Here is a 14,940-nt window from a genome sequence, read left to right as displayed (position 1 = left end):
CTTATTCTTTAGAATAAAGAATGCAGGGAAACTTCCTGCACGTCAGTAGGACGGCAAGTGTAAGAAATAGAAGGATTCAGTAGGGAAGAAAGCAAACGGGGAGCCTGCTGGCTCCCCGTCTAACCGGCGTTATCAGCTGTTTGGCAGCAGGCGGCAGGTGATGCTTTTGATGTAGCGGGTTTCGGCAATGGCCGGGTGTACCGGGTGATCCGGGCCCTGACCGCCGCGTTCCAGCATCTGGATGTTGCGGTCCAGGTGACGGGCGCTGGTCAGCAGGATGTTCTGCAGGTCATCTTCCGGCAGGTGCATCGAGCACGAAGCGCTGATCAGGATGCCGTCCTTGCTGAGCAGGCGCATGGCTTGCTCGTTCAGGCGACGGTAGGCGCCTTCGCCGTTCTTCATGTCTTTCTTGCGTTTGATGAACGCCGGCGGGTCGGCCACGATCACGTCGAAACGCTCTTCGCTGGCTTTCAGCTCTTTCAGGGCTTCAAACACATCACCTTCGACGCAGGTCATTTTCTCGGCGACGCCGTTCAGCGCGGCGTTGCGCTCGACGCCGTCGAGGGCGAAGGCCGAGGAGTCGACGCAGAACACTTCACTGGCGCCGAACGTGGCGGCTTGCACGCCCCAGCCGCCGATGTAGCTATACAGGTCCAGCACGCGTTTGCCTTTGGCGTAAGGGGCCAGGCGCGCGCGGTTCATGCGGTGGTCGTAGAACCAGCCGGTTTTCTGGCCCTGGATGACCGGTGCTTCGAATTTCACGCCGTTCTCTTCCAGCGCAACCCACTCCGGCACCAGGCCGAACACGGTTTCGACGTAACGGTTGAGGCCTTCGGCGTCACGGGCGGCGGAGTCGTTCTTGAACAGAATGCCGCTTGGCTTGAGCACTTGGGTCAGCGCCGCGATCACGTCGTCTTTATGGGCTTCCATGGTCGCCGAAGCGATCTGCACCACCAGGATGTCGCCGAAACGGTCGACGACCAGGCCTGGCAACAGGTCGGAATCACCGTAGACCAGGCGATAGAACGGCTTGTCGAACAGGCGATCGCGCAGGGACAGGGCGACGTTCAGGCGATGCACCAGCAGCGATTTGTCCAGCGGCAACTTGATGTCGCGCGACAGCAGGCGGGCGCAGATCAGGTTGTTCGGGCTCATGGCGACGATGCCCAGCGGCTTGCCGCCGGCGGCTTCGAGGATCGCCTGGTCACCGGCCTTGAAGCCGTGCAACGGGGTGGCGGCCACGTCGATTTCGTTGCTGTAGACCCACAGGTGGCCGTTTCGCAGGCGACGGTCGGCGTTGGCTTTAAGGCGCAGGCTAGGCAGGGACATGACGTCGCTCCGGAAAAAAGAGCGGGAGTATAGCGTGTTGCGCAAGGCCTCGGCTTGGCAGATAGACCTGTGGCGATGCTGCACAATCGATGAAATTTTCAGCGATCTGCCGGCCAATGTGTCGGATCCAACTTTATAAGGGTTAGAATCGGCGCCTGTCCCAGAGTGTGTACTTATGTCCCAAGAGCTGAGTTCCGAACAGATTCAACAGTCCCTGCAAGGCATCAGCGTGCCGGCCCAGCCGCAGATCATGGTGGATCTGCAGATGGAACAGTACATGCCCGATCCGGACCTGGAGGTGATCGCGAAGCTGATTTCCCAGGACCCGGGCCTCTCCGGGGCGCTGCTGAAAATCGTCAACTCGCCGTATTACGGCTTGAGTAACAAGATCGCCTCGATCCAGCGTGCGGTGAATCTGCTGGGCAGCCGTTCGATCATCAACCTGATCAACGCGCAGTCGATCAAGGGCGAGATGAACGATGACACCATCGTGACCCTGAACCGGTTCTGGGACACGGCCCAGGATGTAGCGATGACTTGCCTGACCCTGGCCAAGCGCATCGGCTCCCAGGCGGGCGACGAGGCTTATGCACTGGGCCTGTTCCACGACTGCGGCGTGCCGCTGATGCTCAAGCGCTTTCCCGAGTACATGAAAACCCTGGAAGAGGCCTACGCCAGCGCGAGCCCCGAATGCCGGGTCGTGGACACCGAGAACCGGGTGTTCAACACCAACCACGCGGTGGTCGGCTACTACACCGCTAAGTCCTGGCGCCTGCCGGAACACATCACCGCAGCCATCGCCAATCACCACAATGCCCTGGCGATCTTCACCGATGAGTCTTCGCGCAACACGCAGATGAAAAACCTGCTGTCGATCCTGAAAATGGCCGAGCACATTTGCGCGTCCTATCGAGTGCTGGGCAACCAGAACGAAGACCACGAGTGGAACAGCGTCGGGCCTTTGGTGCTCGATTATGTCGGCTTGTCGGATTACGATTTCGAGACCCTGAAGCAAACGATTCGCGACCTCGGCACTCATCACTGAGGGCCCGGTCTTGATGATTAAAAGCGTCTGATTCGAGAGCACCATGCCTGAACTGCCAGAAGTCGAAACCACCCGCCGGGGCATCGCCCCGCACCTGGAAGGCCAACGTGTCAGCCGGGTTATCGTGCGTGAGCGGCGACTGCGCTGGCCGATCCCCGAAGACCTGGACGTGCGCCTGTCCGGCCAGCGCATCGTGCTGGTGGAACGACGCGCCAAGTACCTGTTGATCAATGCCGAGGTCGGCACGTTGATCAGCCATCTGGGCATGTCGGGCAACCTGCGGCTGGTGGAAGTGGGTTCGCCAGCGGCCAAGCATGAACATGTGGATATCGAACTGGAGTCGGGCCTGGCCCTGCGTTACACCGACCCGCGTCGGTTTGGCGCGATGCTCTGGAGTCTCGACCCGTTCAATCACGAATTATTGATTCGTCTGGGGCCGGAGCCGTTGACCGACCTGTTCGATGGCGATCGATTGTTCCAGCAATCGCGCAACCGCTCGATGGCGGTCAAGCCGTTCATCATGGACAACGCGGTGGTAGTGGGTGTCGGCAATATCTATGCGACAGAAGCGTTGTTCGCTGCCGGCATCGACCCGCGCCGTGAAGCCAAGAGCATTTCCCGGGCGCGTTATCTGAAACTGGCGATCGAGATCAAACGCATCCTCGCCCACGCCATCGAGCGTGGCGGCACCACGTTGCGCGACTTTATCGGCGGCGACGGCCAGCCGGGTTATTTTCAGCAGGAACTGTTCGTCTACGGGCGCGGCAGTCAACCCTGCAAAGTCTGCGGCACGGAGCTGCGGGACGTGAAGCTGGGCCAGCGCGCCAGCGTCTTTTGCCCACGTTGCCAGAGCTGATACGTGCGACGGTCTATAGTCAGTGTTCTCACTGCCTAGCCGAAGGACCGTGCCATGAATTCGTTTCGAACCTTTGTCGTCACCATGCTGCTGAGCGTCGGTCTGCCCGCGCTGGCGGCTGACAACGGCAGCGGCGACCCGCGCTACACCATCCAAAACCCACCGGCCTACGCCATGATCGGCGATTTGCTGATTGCCCGACCTTTGCTGGTTGCGGCGACAGTGATTGGTGCGGGTGTGTTTGTGGTGTCGTTGCCGTTTACCGCGTTGGGTGGCGGTGTAGGCGATGCGGGGCAGGCGTTGGTGGTCGATCCGGCGAAAGCGGCGTTTGTGCGGTGTCTGGGGTGTATCGGGGAGGGGTTTGAGCAGCGGGAGTGAATATCAAGATTAAAAGATCGCAGCCTTCGGCAGCGCCTACATGGGATCGCATTAATCCTGTAGCTGCCGAAGGCTGCGATCTTTTTGCTTTTTAAGCCTTACCGGTAATGACCCGATACTTCGCCATCAACTGCTCTTCAGTCTCCGGATGGGCTTCATCCAGCGGAATGCAATCCACCGGGCAGACCTGTTGGCACTGCGGCTCGTCATAGTGGCCGACACACTGGGTGCACAGGTTCGGGTCGATCACGTAGATCTCCTCGCCCTGGGAAATGGCGGCGTTCGGGCACTCGGGTTCGCAGACGTCGCAGTTGATGCAATCGTCGGTGATGATCAGGGACATGCTAACTCCAGCCGGGGCGGCAGGCCCGGGCGCAATAAACCAATGCGCGCAATTGTGCCGCATTGGCGCCCGCAGTGCACGCGGGCGCGATCAAGTGCAGGGGATCGCAGTCTGCGGTGGCTGCCAGAATTGGGGTGTTAGCCCCAAAAGATCGCAGCCTTCGGCAGCTCCTACTTCTTGAAGCGTTCGGTGAGGGCATCCGCCACCGCTGGGTGGACAAACTTGGTGATATCGCCGCCCAGGGCTGCGATTTCACGCACCAGCGTCGAGGAAATGAACGAATAACGCTCGGACGGTGTAAGAAACAGGCTTTCCACGTCCGGCGCCAGTTGGCGGTTCATGTTGGCCAGTTGGAATTCGTATTCGAAGTCCGACACCGCGCGCAAACCACGCAGGAACACGTTGGCGTTCTTCTCTTTGGCGAAGTGTGCCAGCAGCGTCGAGAAGCCGACGACTTCAACGTTGGGCAGATGTTTAGTGACCTCGCGGGCCAGCTCCACGCGCTGTTCCAGGGGAAACAACGGGTTTTTCTTCGGGCTGGCAGCGACGGCGATGATCACATGATCGAACAGGCGCGCGGCGCGTTCGACCAGATCGCCATGGCCCTTGGTAATAGGGTCGAAGGTACCTGGGTACAACACTCGGTTCATCGCGTCGTCCTGGCGGGAGTCCGTTGGGGACTCGGATGGTATCGCAGCCTTCCCGGTCGGGAAAGTCGCCTGTTAGGTAAGAAAGCACTATAGACGATAGGAATATTGTGGTTTTTCATGGGTTTTTCAGACGTTCGGCCAACGCCGTCGCCAGTTGCGCCGTCAGCCCGTAGACCGACAATTGCGGGTTTGCGCCAATGCTGGTGGGGAATAGCGAGCCATCGTGGATCGACAGGTTGCTGAGTTGGTGATGCCGGCCGAGGCTGTCGGTGACGGCGAATTTCGGCTCTTCACCCATCGCACAACCGCCCATCACATGGGCACTGCCCAGCCGCGTGCGATACAGCTCAAGGCTCAAACCATCGATCAAGGCGCGAGCCTCGGCGAGGGTTTTCACGTAACGCGCATCGGCGTGCATCGGCATCACCGCTTTGGCGCCACCGGCGAACTGGATCTCGGCCATGCTATGGAACGCCCGGCGCAAACCGTCCCAGGCGTAGGGCGAAACCTGATAATCGAGCACCGGCGTACCATCGCCGCGCAACTCGACGCAGCCGCCGGGGCTGTCCGGGTGAAAACCGTCACGCAGTAACGCCAGCATGGCGTGGGTGTGGGGCAGGTTTGCCATGTGTTGTGAGTTTTCTTTACCGAAGCCGCCGAGCAAGGTCGCCGCCAACGCCGGTTGCAGGGGCGGTACTTCGAGCTTGTAGGACATTTTGCCGGTGGGGCCGTCCTGCCATTGGAAATGGTCGGAATAAATCGACTGTGGCGCGCCGTAGAACGGGTTGATCACCTCGTCGAACAGCCCGGCGGACATGTTCACCAAATGCAGGAAGGTCCGGGTGCCCAGCCGTTTGTGCGGGTCGGGTGCATCGGAACGCAGCAGTAACGCAGGGCTGTTGATTCCGCCACCCGCGAGCACGTAATGCCGGGCCTTGACCGTGATGGTGCGACCGGTCGGCGCCACGCAACGCTCATCCATCGCCACGCAATTGAGGCCGGTGACCTTGCCGTCCTTGATCGACAACTTTTCGGCGCGGGCCAGGTAAAGCAGCTCGCCACCCTTTTCCAGGGTCGCCGGAATGGTCGTCACCATCATCGATTGCTTGGCGTTGGTCGGGCAGCCCATGCCGCAGTAGCCAAGGTTCCAGCAGCCGCGCACGTTGCGCGGGATCACGTGCCAGCTGTATCCGAGCTGCTCGCAGCCTTTGCGGATCACATCATTGTTGGCGTTGGGCGGAACCCTCCACGGGGCGACGCCCAGGCGTTGTTCCATTTTTTCGAACCACGGCGCCATCTCGGCCGGGCTGTGGCCTTTGACGTTGTGCTCATTAGCCCAGTGTTCCAGGGTCGGGTCCGGCGTTCGAAAGCTTGAGGTCCAGTTGATCAGCGTGGTGCCGCCGACCGCGCGGCCCTGAAGAATAGTGATCGCGCCATCCTTGCTCATGCGGCCGATGCCTTCCTGATAGAGGCTGGCGTAGGCCTGGTCTTCGAGCATTTTGAAGTCGCTGCTGGTCTTGAGCGGGCCTTCTTCGATCAGCAACACCTTGTAGCCGGCAGCGCTGAGGATTTCCGCCGTGGTGCCACCGCCGGCACCGCTGCCGATGATCGCCACGTCCGCTTCCAGGGTCAGGTCCTGGGTCAATTGCGCGCCGTTGTAGGTTTTCCAGCCACGGGCCAGGCCTTCGCGGAACGGATCGGGTACGGGCATGTTCAGGTTCTCTTCTTATTTTGGATGTACGCCGTCCTGTGGGAGCGAGCTTGCTCGCGATAGGGCCGACACGGTTTCAAACGGTAGGCGGCCCCGGATACCCGCAATGCGCCCAAGACTCCGGCCGGCTGTACCACGCCATCATCACCAGTTGCAGTAATGAGCTATGCCCCATGCGCAGCAGGCTCAACGAGCTGTTTTCCCAGCGGTCGAGGAAGTGCCGGATCTCATCGGCGGAAGCGTTTTCCCAACTGCCCCAGATCCCGGTCAGCGGCCCGCGGGTCACGGCCATGCCGAGCACATCGAACAGCTGTTGAGTCAGTTTGAGCATCTCCGGCGACAGATGATTGAGGCCGTTATCCAGGGTTTTCAGGGTGCCATCGACGGCGGCCGGCATTTTCTCGGCCGCTACGGCGCCGTCGAGCATCACCGGGATCAGCGCGCGCAAAAACAGCAGGTCGCCGCTGCGCAGAATCGCAAAACCATTGGCCGGGATGCTCGACGAGCAGCCGCTAAGGCTGGCTCCCAACCCGGCGGTGGCAAGAAAGGCGCTGGCACCGAAGCTGAATTTCAGCAGGCCGCGCCGTGACAGCGCGGGTGTAGCGGACAGGCTTGGGTTCATTATTGTTATTACCCGGCGATGATGATGGTTAGCGGATAAACAGCTTCTGGATCAGTTTCTGAATGGACTTGCCATACGGCGGGTAAATCAGCTTCGCCGCGTTGAAGCGCTGTTTGATCAGCACACCCTTGGCCTTGCTGAAGGTCAGAAAGCCTTCGTGGCCGTGGTAATGGCCCATGCCTGAGGCACCGATGCCGCCGAACGGCATGTCGTCCTGAGCGACGTGCAGCAATGTGTCATTGAGGCAAACGCCACCGGAATGGGTTTCGTGGAGCACGCGATTCTGCTCGCGCTTGTCGTAGCCGAAGTAGTACAGCGCCAGCGGACGAGGCCGTTGGTTGATGTAGGCAAACGCCTGATCCAGATCGGTGTACGGCACGATCGGCAGCACCGGGCCGAAGATTTCGTCCTGCATCACCGTCATATCGTCGCTGACGTTGAGCAAAAGGCTATGGCCCATGCGTCGGCCCTGGCCCTGGTCGAACAGCGGAATCAACAGCGCACCTTTGCTGGTGGCGTCGCTGAGGTAGCCGTTGAGCCGCGCCAGTTGTCGGTCATTGATGATGGCGGTGTAGTCCGGGTTGTCGGCCAGGGTCGGATAAAACCCGCGAACCGCCTGGCGATAAGCTTCGACGAAGGAGCCAACGCGGTCTTCCGGCACCAGCACGTAGTCCGGGGCCACGCAGGTTTGCCCGGCGTTGAGGGTCTTGCCGAATGCGATGCGTTCGGCGGCGTCCTTGAGCGGCACGTCGCGGGACACGATGGCCGGGGACTTGCCGCCCAGTTCGAGGGTTACCGGGGTCAGGTTCTCGGCCGCCGCGCGCATCACGTGTTTGCCAATGCTGGTGGCGCCGGTAAACAACAAGTGATCGAAACGCAGCCGGGAGAACGCGACGCCAATATCGGCTTCGCCCAGCACCACGCAGACCAGATCCGCAGGAAAGATCCGCGCGAGCAGTTCCTTGAGCAGCAAACCGGTGGCGGGCGTGGATTCGCTGAGTTTGAGCATCACCCGGTTACCCGCCGCCAACGCCCCCACCAACGGCCCGATAGCCAGGTACAACGGATAGTTCCAGGGCACGATCACGCCGACTACGCCCAATGGCTGGTAAACGACTTTGGCTGAAGCGGGTTGAAACGCGATGCCGACCTTGCGCCGCGACGGTTTCATCCAGCCTTTGAGGTGCTGGCTGGCGTAATGAATGCCGTGCAGGCTGGGCATCAGTTCGGCGAGCAGGGTTTCGTCGGCACTGCGATGGCTGAAATCCTGGCTGATGGCGTCGATCAGGGCCTGTCGTTCATTACTCAAGAGATCGCGCAATGCCTTGAGCCATTGCTGGCGTTGGGCGGCCGGCGGCATCGGGTTGGCGGCGTACGCGGCGCGTTGCGCATCGAACAAAGTCTGGAGCTCGTCCAAAGGCTGCTGTAGGTTCTGCAGGTAGGCGATGTCGGCACTCATGGTCGGCTCCGGATTTTATTGTAATGAGGGACTATTTAGAGTCTATGCTCTATAAAGTCAAATGACATCCTGACGCAGCTTTGTTTTATCCGTTCACGGATAGGTCGTAAGATGCCCGTCACCGCCCTCTGAATTAAAGCTCAAGCCATGGCCCCCAGGATCAAAACCAGCGAGCGCATCGTGCAGAACAGCCTGGAGCTGTTCAATCAGCAGGGCGAGCGCAGCATCAGCACCAACCACATTGCTGCCCACATGGAAATTTCCCCGGGCAACCTGTACTACCACTTCCCCAACAAGCAGGCGATCATCGCCGTGTTGTTCAGTGAGTACGAAACCCTGGTGGACAGCTTCCTGCGCCCGCCCCAGGGCCGTGCGGCCACGGTGGAGGACAAGCGCTACTACCTCCAGGAGCTGCTGTCGGCCATGTGGCGCTACCGGTTCCTGCACCGCGACCTCGAACATTTACTCGATAGCGATCCGGAGCTGGCCGCCCGTTACCGGCGCTTTTCCCAACGCTGCCTGATTCAGGGCACCGCCATCTACGAAGGGTTCGTCGCGGCCGGCATCCTGAACATGGATCGCGTGCAGATCGAATCCCTGACGCTCAACGCCTGGATCATCCTCACCTCCTGGGTGCGTTTTCTGTGCACCACGCGGGAAAATTCCAATCACTTGAGCGAACAAGCGATTAAACGTGGCGTGTATCAGGTGTTGGTGCTGGAAGCCGGGTTCGTTACTGATCAGTCACGCGATGCGGTGAATGCACTGTTCGAAGAGTTTTACGTGCCACTGGCCCAAGCCCTGGAAGAAGTGCAGTAGGATCAAACACCGACTTAAGCACAGGAGCCCGTTATGCCCATTGCGCAACTGATCAGCCCGCAAGCACTGGACCTGAAGAAGGAGCAGCCGGGGCTGGTGATTCTGGATTGTCGTTTTGCCCTCGAAGACCCGGACTACGGTCAGCGCAGCTATGCCGAAGGGCATATCGCCGGGTCGAGCTTTGCCGATCTGGAGCGTGATCTGAGCGGGACGATCGTCAAGGGCGTCACCGGGCGCCATCCGTTGCCTGAGCCCGAAGACCTGATCGAACGCCTGCAAGCCTGGGGCATCAACGCTGATAGTGATGTGGTTTTGTACGACGACGGTCCCGGTGCCTATGCGGCGCGGGCCTGGTGGCTGCTGGCCTGGCTGGGCAAGCGCGATGGCGTGTTCATCCTCGACGGCGGGCTCAAGGCCTGGCACGCGGCCGGGCTGCCCTTGAGTCTCGATGCGCCTTCCGTACTGCGTGGCAACTTCACGGGTACGCCGGATGCATCATTGTTGCTCAGTGCCGAACAACTCCAGCAGCGTCTCGGCCAGCCTGCGTTGACCCTGCTCGACGCCCGCGCCTTGCCGCGCTTCAAGGGCGAAGTGGAACCGATCGACCCGATTGCCGGGCACATCCCCGGCGCGCAATGCGCGGCGTTCACCGAGAATCTGGGCAGTGACGGGCGCTTCCTCCCGGCTGATCAGCTCAAGCAACGGTTTGCCGCGAAACTCGGTGATCGCTCGCCGACGGAACTGGTGGCGTATTGCGGCTCTGGCGTGACGGCTTGCCACAACCTGTTTGCGTTGTGCCTGGCGGGTTATCCGTTGGCGGCGTTGTATGCGGGATCGTGGAGCGAGTGGATCAATGAGCCGGCGCGGGGCATCGCTACCGGCGAATGAAGATCAAAAGATCGCAGCCTGCGGCAGCGCCTACATGGGACGAGTATTCCTGTAGGCGCTGCCGCAGGCTGCGATCTTTTTGTTTCTAAAGCCGGGCGCTGCGATACGCCCCTGGCCCAACCCCATAAACCTGCTTGAACTGCCGGCTCAGATGGCTCTGGTCGGCAAACCCCAATTGCGTGGCAACCTCCAGCGGCAGACAGCCGTCCTGTAACAAGGCTCGCGCCCGAGCGATGCGCTGCTGCATCAGCCAGGTGTGCGGCGGCATGCCGGTGGCGCGGCGGAATACCCGGGCGAAGTGGAACGGCGACAGGTTTACCGCGCTTGCCAGTTCTTCCAGTGAAGGTGGTGCCGCCAGTTGCGATTGCAGCAGGTCCTTGGCCAGGGTCACCGCCCGGTGTTCCTTGCCGGGTTTGCCGGCAATCGGCACGGCGGCGTGGCGTTGCAACAGTGACAGCATCATTTCCCGCCAGACCGTTTGCTGTTGCAGCGCCGTGGACGGGCTCTCCAGCAAGCGATGCAACTGGCAGAAACCCTTCACCAGATCCGGGTCGCGATACAGCGTGGCACCAAACGCTGGCAATTCGCTGGTCGGCAATTCCAGCTCGCCCAGCAGTGAAAGAATCTGCCCGCTGTCTGGATAAAACGCCCGGTACAACCAGCCGTCCTCCGCGCCTTTATGGCCGGTGTGCAGTTCGTCCGGGTTGATCAAGACGAGCGTGCCGCTGGCGGCCAAATGTTCGGCGCCGCGATAACGGTAACGTTGGGCGCCGGCCATGATCATGCCGATGACATAGCCGTCATGCACGTGGGGCGCAAAGCGGTGCTCGATGTAGCGCGCGGACAACAGTTCGACCCCGGCCAACGGCGCCGTTTGCCAGAACCGAATCGACTCGCCTTGATCGGCGTCCATGGCCTTACTCGCGACCTGCGGCGGTCAGCCATTGAGGGATGCGGCGTTCCAGATAGTAACTCGGCTGCCGGAACGAGCCATCGACGAAGCCGACATGCCCACCCTTGGCCTGCAATTCGAATTGGGTGCAGGCAGACAGTTCATCGGCCAGCGGCAGACTGTGAGGGAATACGAACGGATCGTCAGCCGCCTGAATGATCAGGGTTGGCGTGCGAATTTCCCCCAGGAAATAGCGACTCGAGGCACGGCGATAGTAATCCTCGGCGTCCACAAAACCATTCAACGGTGCAGTGACCCGGCCATCGAAGTCCCAGAACGTACGCATGTTTTCCAGGGAGCCCAGCGCAGCCAGTGCCGCCAGTCCATCCTCGCGTCCGTCATGTTGGAATTGGCGCTGCTTGTTCTTGATGTAGGCCACCATCTCGCGCATGAAGTGCGCCTGATAGACCTTGGAAAAACCCTGGCCGATGCGGTCGGCGCACTGATCAAGGCGAAACGGCACCGACACCGCCACGGCGCCGAGCACGCCGCTGTCACTGCCGGTCTCGCCCAAGTGCTTGAGCAATACGTTGCCGCCCAGGGAATAGCCGACCGCATACAACGGCGCGAGCGGGCGTTGGGCTTTCAGGTGTTTGATGGCTTCGGCCAGGTCTTCACTGGCGCCGGAATGATAGCTGCGTGGCAACAGATTCGGCTCACCCGAACAACCGCGCCAGTTCAGCGCGACGCTGGCCCAACCTTGATCCCCGAGGACTTTTTGCAGGCCGGCCACATAGGGTGAGTTCGACGAGCCGGTCAGCCCGTGTAACACCAGCACCAAGGGCGCGTTGGCTGTATGAGGGCCGTGCCAGTCGAGGTCGAGGAAGTCACCATCGTCGAGCCAAAGCCGTTCGCGCGTGCGGTCGATATGCGTGGTTTTACGCCATAGCGGCCCCCACAAGGTTTGCAAGTGCGGGTTGCCAAGACCAATGGCCGGGGTGAAGCGTTCGCTGGGCGGGAGCACGATGTTTCTCTAAAAGGTAAAACAGTCGGCAGCAGGGCTGAAAAGCGTGTCCCTGCCACCTATGTCCAAAGAAACTAACTTGCCACAATCCCCGCCTCGGCGCGACACATGCTCTGCGGCACGTCATCGGCCGGCAATGGTAAAGGCTGTTGCTCGACGGTAGGGCCCACGGTCACCACCGCCCATTGGTCGGCGTCAAAGTGCCTGTTCAAGGCGTCTTTGACTTGAGCAACAGTCAGCCCTTGAGCTTGCTCGACCGAAAAATCCAGGTCGAGCGGCAAGCCGTATTGGTTGATATCGACCAGTCGGGCAAGGATCTGTGAGTTGCTGGCGCTGTTTAACGCGGCGCTGCTGCGCAGTTGGCGCAGCATGTCGTCGAGTTCCTGCTGAGTCGGCCCCGTTTGCAGGTAGTCGCGGTACATCGACTGCACCAGCTTCACCGCGCCCTCGCTGAATGGCGGGCTGGTTTTCAGGCTGATGACGGCAGTACTGCTCTCTTGCCAGAGCGTGGTCGTCAGTTGCACGACATAGGTCAGCCCGCGTTTTTCTCTCAACTGCGTCATCAGTCGGGAAGTAACGTTTTGCCCGCCGAAAATCTGATGGCCCACGGTCAGCGCCAGGTAATCGGGATGCTGCCGGGTCACGCCGGTCTGCCCCAGCATAATTTGTGTCTGGCTCAAGGCGCGTTCGATGTGCTGTGACGTCGCGTCGCCCTCACGGCGCGGTGGCGCGGGCACGCGGGGCATTTCGGATCCGGTTGGCAAGGTATCGATAACCTGCAAGCTGATTGCCTGGGCTTGCTCCAGCGTCAGGTCGCCGACCAGCGTGATCCCCACATTCGCCGCGCTGTACGCTTGCCGATGAAAGGCCTGGACCTGTTCCCGAGAGAGCGCCGTCAGGCTTTTTTCCGTGCCAAACACCGGTTGAGCATAAGGGTGGCCGGGCACCAGCAGCTCATTCATGGCTTGGGTGATTTGTGATTCGGGATCCTGCTGCTGGGTCTTGAGAATATCGGTCAGTTCACTTTTGACGTGGACCAGCGCTGCACCGGTCAGCAGAGGTTGGCCAAGGATCTGACTGAACAACTGCAGCGCCGGATCGCGCTTTTCGGTGGCGGCCAGGCTACGCAGAGACAGCGAGGCCCGATCCTGGCCGATTTTCATATCGAATTTTGCACCGAGGCCATCAAAGGTTTCGGTAATCGCTGACAGATCCTTACCCGGCACGCCTTCGTTAAGCAGGCTGAACGTCGCCGCCGCCAGCCCGGGGTGCGCGCCATCCTGCGTGCTACCGGCCGGGAAGCTGACATGCAAGTCGAACATCGGCAGTTCAGGGGTACGAATAAACAGCACCTTGCTGCCGGCCAGGGATTTCCAGCCATGGATTTTCAGGGCGCGCGGGGTGGCTGCCTGTTCGTCCAGTTCCGCCAGCGATTGCAGACGTGACGACGGAACAGCGGCCGATGGCTGCGGCTCGGCGTCGGCAAAGACCAGGCAGCCTTGCAGGCCAGTGATCAGCAGGCACAGCGTCATGCCGGTGAACTTATTCATGGGTTTTCTCCACGAGGACATGGGCGGTGCTCAGGCGTTGGCGGGTCAGGTAGGTCTGCGCGACACGTTGAATGTCTTCGGGAGTTACCTGAGTCAATTCATCGGCGTCCTCGTCCATCAGTCGCCAGGGCAGGCCGATGCTCTCAAGTGCCCCGAGCTGATCCGCCTGGTGTTCGATGCCATCACGGTCGTAGATTTGTCGGGCGATCAAATGGGTGCGGGCGCGCTCCAGTTCGACACGGTCGGGCGGTGTGGCCTTGAGTTCGTCGATCAGTTCCCAGATTCGGGTCTGGGCCTGATCAAGGCTGACGGCACTTTGGGAGTTGAGCTGGGCGTTCAGGGTAAAAAGACTGTCGCCGCGATGCAGGGCGTTGTAGTCGGACGAGGTACTGGAAAACAGCCGTTCGGTGAATTGCAGGCGTTTACCCAGGCGTGCGCTGTTCGAGCCGGCCAGCAGGGTGTTAAGCAGCCTTAACGCATGCACCGTTCGACGGTTTTCAGCGGTGGCCAGGCTCGGCACGTTGAACGCCATGATCAGTCGAGGCGCGGGGATTGCCTGGCGCAGGATGATTTTCCGCTCGCCGGGTTCGGCCAGTTCCAGCGATGTTTTTGCCGCGACAAACGGCTTGGTCGCCAGTACGCCGAAGTAGCGCTCGGCCAGGGTCTGGACCTTTTCCAGCGTGACGTCACCGACAATGACAAGCGTGGCATTACCGGGTGCATAGCGAGTCTGATACCAGTGACGCAGGTCGTCGGCGTTCAAGCGTTTCAGGTCATGCATCCAGCCGATGATCGGCGGGCCGTAGCTGCTGGCGGGGTAGGCGACGCGCGCGAGGCGCTCTTGTGCGATCGCATCCGGATCGTCGTCGACTCGAAGCCGCCGTTCTTCCTGAATGACGGCCAGTTCCGGAATGAAATCCTCGGCTCGCAGTTGAGCGGTGGACATCATGTCGGCCATCAACTCGAAGGCGACACCCAATTGGTGAGGCTGCAAGGTCTGGTAATAGGTCGTGACGTCATTATCGGTAAAGGCGTTATGAGACGCGCCCAGCTTGTCCAGGATGGCGGAAGCTTCACCGGGGCAGGTTTTACTGCTGCCTTTGTAGAGCATGTGCTCCAGGGCATGGGACAGGCCGGATTGCCCCGGCGTTTCATCGCTGGAGCCGACCTTGACCCAGAGTTGCGAGGTCACTACGGGCGCGCGATGGTCCTCGCGTACGACTACTTTCAGGCCGTTTTTCAGCGTGAATTCGTGGGTCGGTTGTACGGGGTCGGCCAGTGCCGTGAAGGGCAGTAGCCAGGAAAAGAGCAGCTTCCTGCTGCGGGAGATGTTCATCCGTGTTCATCCTCAGTGGTTTACGGAAATGACGTAAA

Annotated in this window: 15 protein-coding genes; 5 read left to right on the top strand and 10 right to left on the bottom strand. The window is 60.7% G+C overall.

The features are described from left to right. Nucleotides 1-132 precede the first annotated feature (132 nt). The gene (locus ACA071_RS29845; protein WP_497642299.1) at nucleotides 133-1,329 is read right to left on the bottom strand and encodes a class I SAM-dependent rRNA methyltransferase; all 1,197 of its coding nucleotides are present in this window, start codon (nucleotides 1,327-1,329) and stop codon (nucleotides 133-135) included. A 229-nt stretch (nucleotides 1,330-1,558) separates the two neighbouring features. Between ACA071_RS29845 and ACA071_RS29840 the strand changes: the two genes are divergently transcribed. Genes ACA071_RS29840 through ACA071_RS29830 form a run of 3 tightly spaced genes read left to right on the top strand, consistent with a single transcriptional unit; the run spans nucleotide 1,559 to nucleotide 3,608 of the window. Then, nucleotides 1,559-2,374: an HDOD domain-containing protein gene (locus tag ACA071_RS29840; protein ID WP_497645403.1), complete on the top strand. Its 816-nt coding sequence runs from the start codon at nucleotides 1,559-1,561 to the stop codon at nucleotides 2,372-2,374. A gap of 43 nt (nucleotides 2,375-2,417) precedes the next feature. Continuing rightward, nucleotides 2,418-3,230: a bifunctional DNA-formamidopyrimidine glycosylase/DNA-(apurinic or apyrimidinic site) lyase gene (gene mutM / locus ACA071_RS29835; RefSeq protein WP_497642298.1), complete on the top strand. Its 813-nt coding sequence runs from the start codon at nucleotides 2,418-2,420 to the stop codon at nucleotides 3,228-3,230. A gap of 54 nt (nucleotides 3,231-3,284) precedes the next feature. Next, nucleotides 3,285-3,608, top strand: coding sequence for a multidrug transporter (locus ACA071_RS29830; protein ID WP_497642297.1), 324 nt, complete (start codon nucleotides 3,285-3,287; stop codon nucleotides 3,606-3,608). A gap of 91 nt (nucleotides 3,609-3,699) precedes the next feature. On the opposite strand, the gene ACA071_RS29825 is transcribed toward ACA071_RS29830, so the two are convergent. The 5 genes from ACA071_RS29825 to ACA071_RS29805 form a co-directional block, all read right to left on the bottom strand. After that, the gene (locus ACA071_RS29825) at nucleotides 3,700-3,951 is read right to left on the bottom strand and encodes a YfhL family 4Fe-4S dicluster ferredoxin (protein WP_048722619.1); all 252 of its coding nucleotides are present in this window, start codon (nucleotides 3,949-3,951) and stop codon (nucleotides 3,700-3,702) included. Between the two features lie 170 nt (nucleotides 3,952-4,121). Then, complete coding sequence (coaD, locus tag ACA071_RS29820; protein ID WP_007945531.1) at nucleotides 4,122-4,601, bottom strand: pantetheine-phosphate adenylyltransferase; 480 nt, start codon at nucleotides 4,599-4,601, stop codon at nucleotides 4,122-4,124. Nucleotides 4,602-4,716: 115 nt separating this feature from the next. Further along, nucleotides 4,717-6,312, bottom strand: a complete 1,596-nt coding sequence (locus tag ACA071_RS29815) for a GMC family oxidoreductase (RefSeq protein ID WP_497642296.1) — start codon at nucleotides 6,310-6,312, stop codon at nucleotides 4,717-4,719. 76 nt (nucleotides 6,313-6,388) lie between these two features. After that, the gene (locus ACA071_RS29810) at nucleotides 6,389-6,934 is read right to left on the bottom strand and encodes a twin-arginine translocation pathway signal protein (protein ID WP_497642295.1); all 546 of its coding nucleotides are present in this window, start codon (nucleotides 6,932-6,934) and stop codon (nucleotides 6,389-6,391) included. A 28-nt stretch (nucleotides 6,935-6,962) separates the two neighbouring features. Beyond that, nucleotides 6,963-8,393 (bottom strand): coniferyl aldehyde dehydrogenase, encoded by a 1,431-nt coding sequence (locus ACA071_RS29805; protein WP_497642294.1) that lies wholly within the window; start codon nucleotides 8,391-8,393, stop codon nucleotides 6,963-6,965. Nucleotides 8,394-8,540: 147 nt separating this feature from the next. Here ACA071_RS29805 and ACA071_RS29800 point away from each other — a divergent pair, with 147 nt between their 5' ends. After that, nucleotides 8,541-9,212, top strand: a complete 672-nt coding sequence (locus ACA071_RS29800) for a TetR/AcrR family transcriptional regulator (RefSeq protein ID WP_497642293.1) — start codon at nucleotides 8,541-8,543, stop codon at nucleotides 9,210-9,212. Nucleotides 9,213-9,245: 33 nt separating this feature from the next. Next, the gene (locus ACA071_RS29795) at nucleotides 9,246-10,100 is read left to right on the top strand and encodes a sulfurtransferase (protein WP_497642292.1); all 855 of its coding nucleotides are present in this window, start codon (nucleotides 9,246-9,248) and stop codon (nucleotides 10,098-10,100) included. A gap of 85 nt (nucleotides 10,101-10,185) precedes the next feature. Here the strand turns inward: ACA071_RS29795 and ACA071_RS29790 are convergent, their stop codons facing one another. The 4 genes from ACA071_RS29790 to ACA071_RS29775 form a co-directional block, all read right to left on the bottom strand. Next, nucleotides 10,186-11,013 (bottom strand): AraC family transcriptional regulator, encoded by an 828-nt coding sequence (locus ACA071_RS29790; RefSeq protein ID WP_497642291.1) that lies wholly within the window; start codon nucleotides 11,011-11,013, stop codon nucleotides 10,186-10,188. A gap of 4 nt (nucleotides 11,014-11,017) precedes the next feature. Continuing rightward, complete coding sequence (locus ACA071_RS29785; protein WP_497642290.1) at nucleotides 11,018-12,016, bottom strand: hydrolase; 999 nt, start codon at nucleotides 12,014-12,016, stop codon at nucleotides 11,018-11,020. Nucleotides 12,017-12,090: 74 nt separating this feature from the next. After that, complete coding sequence (locus ACA071_RS29780; protein ID WP_497642289.1) at nucleotides 12,091-13,566, bottom strand: M16 family metallopeptidase; 1,476 nt, start codon at nucleotides 13,564-13,566, stop codon at nucleotides 12,091-12,093. Beyond that, nucleotides 13,559-14,902: a M16 family metallopeptidase gene (locus tag ACA071_RS29775; RefSeq protein WP_497642288.1), complete on the bottom strand. Its 1,344-nt coding sequence runs from the start codon at nucleotides 14,900-14,902 to the stop codon at nucleotides 13,559-13,561. Before ACA071_RS29775 ends, ACA071_RS29780 begins: the two co-directional genes overlap by 8 nt. Nucleotides 14,903-14,940: the final 38 nt, after the last annotated feature.

The sequence above is a fragment of the Pseudomonas sp. LBUM1646 genome (genome assembly GCF_059716165.1).
Note: the sequence above shows the minus strand (reverse complement) of the source record. Positions and strands in the feature narration are given on the sequence as shown.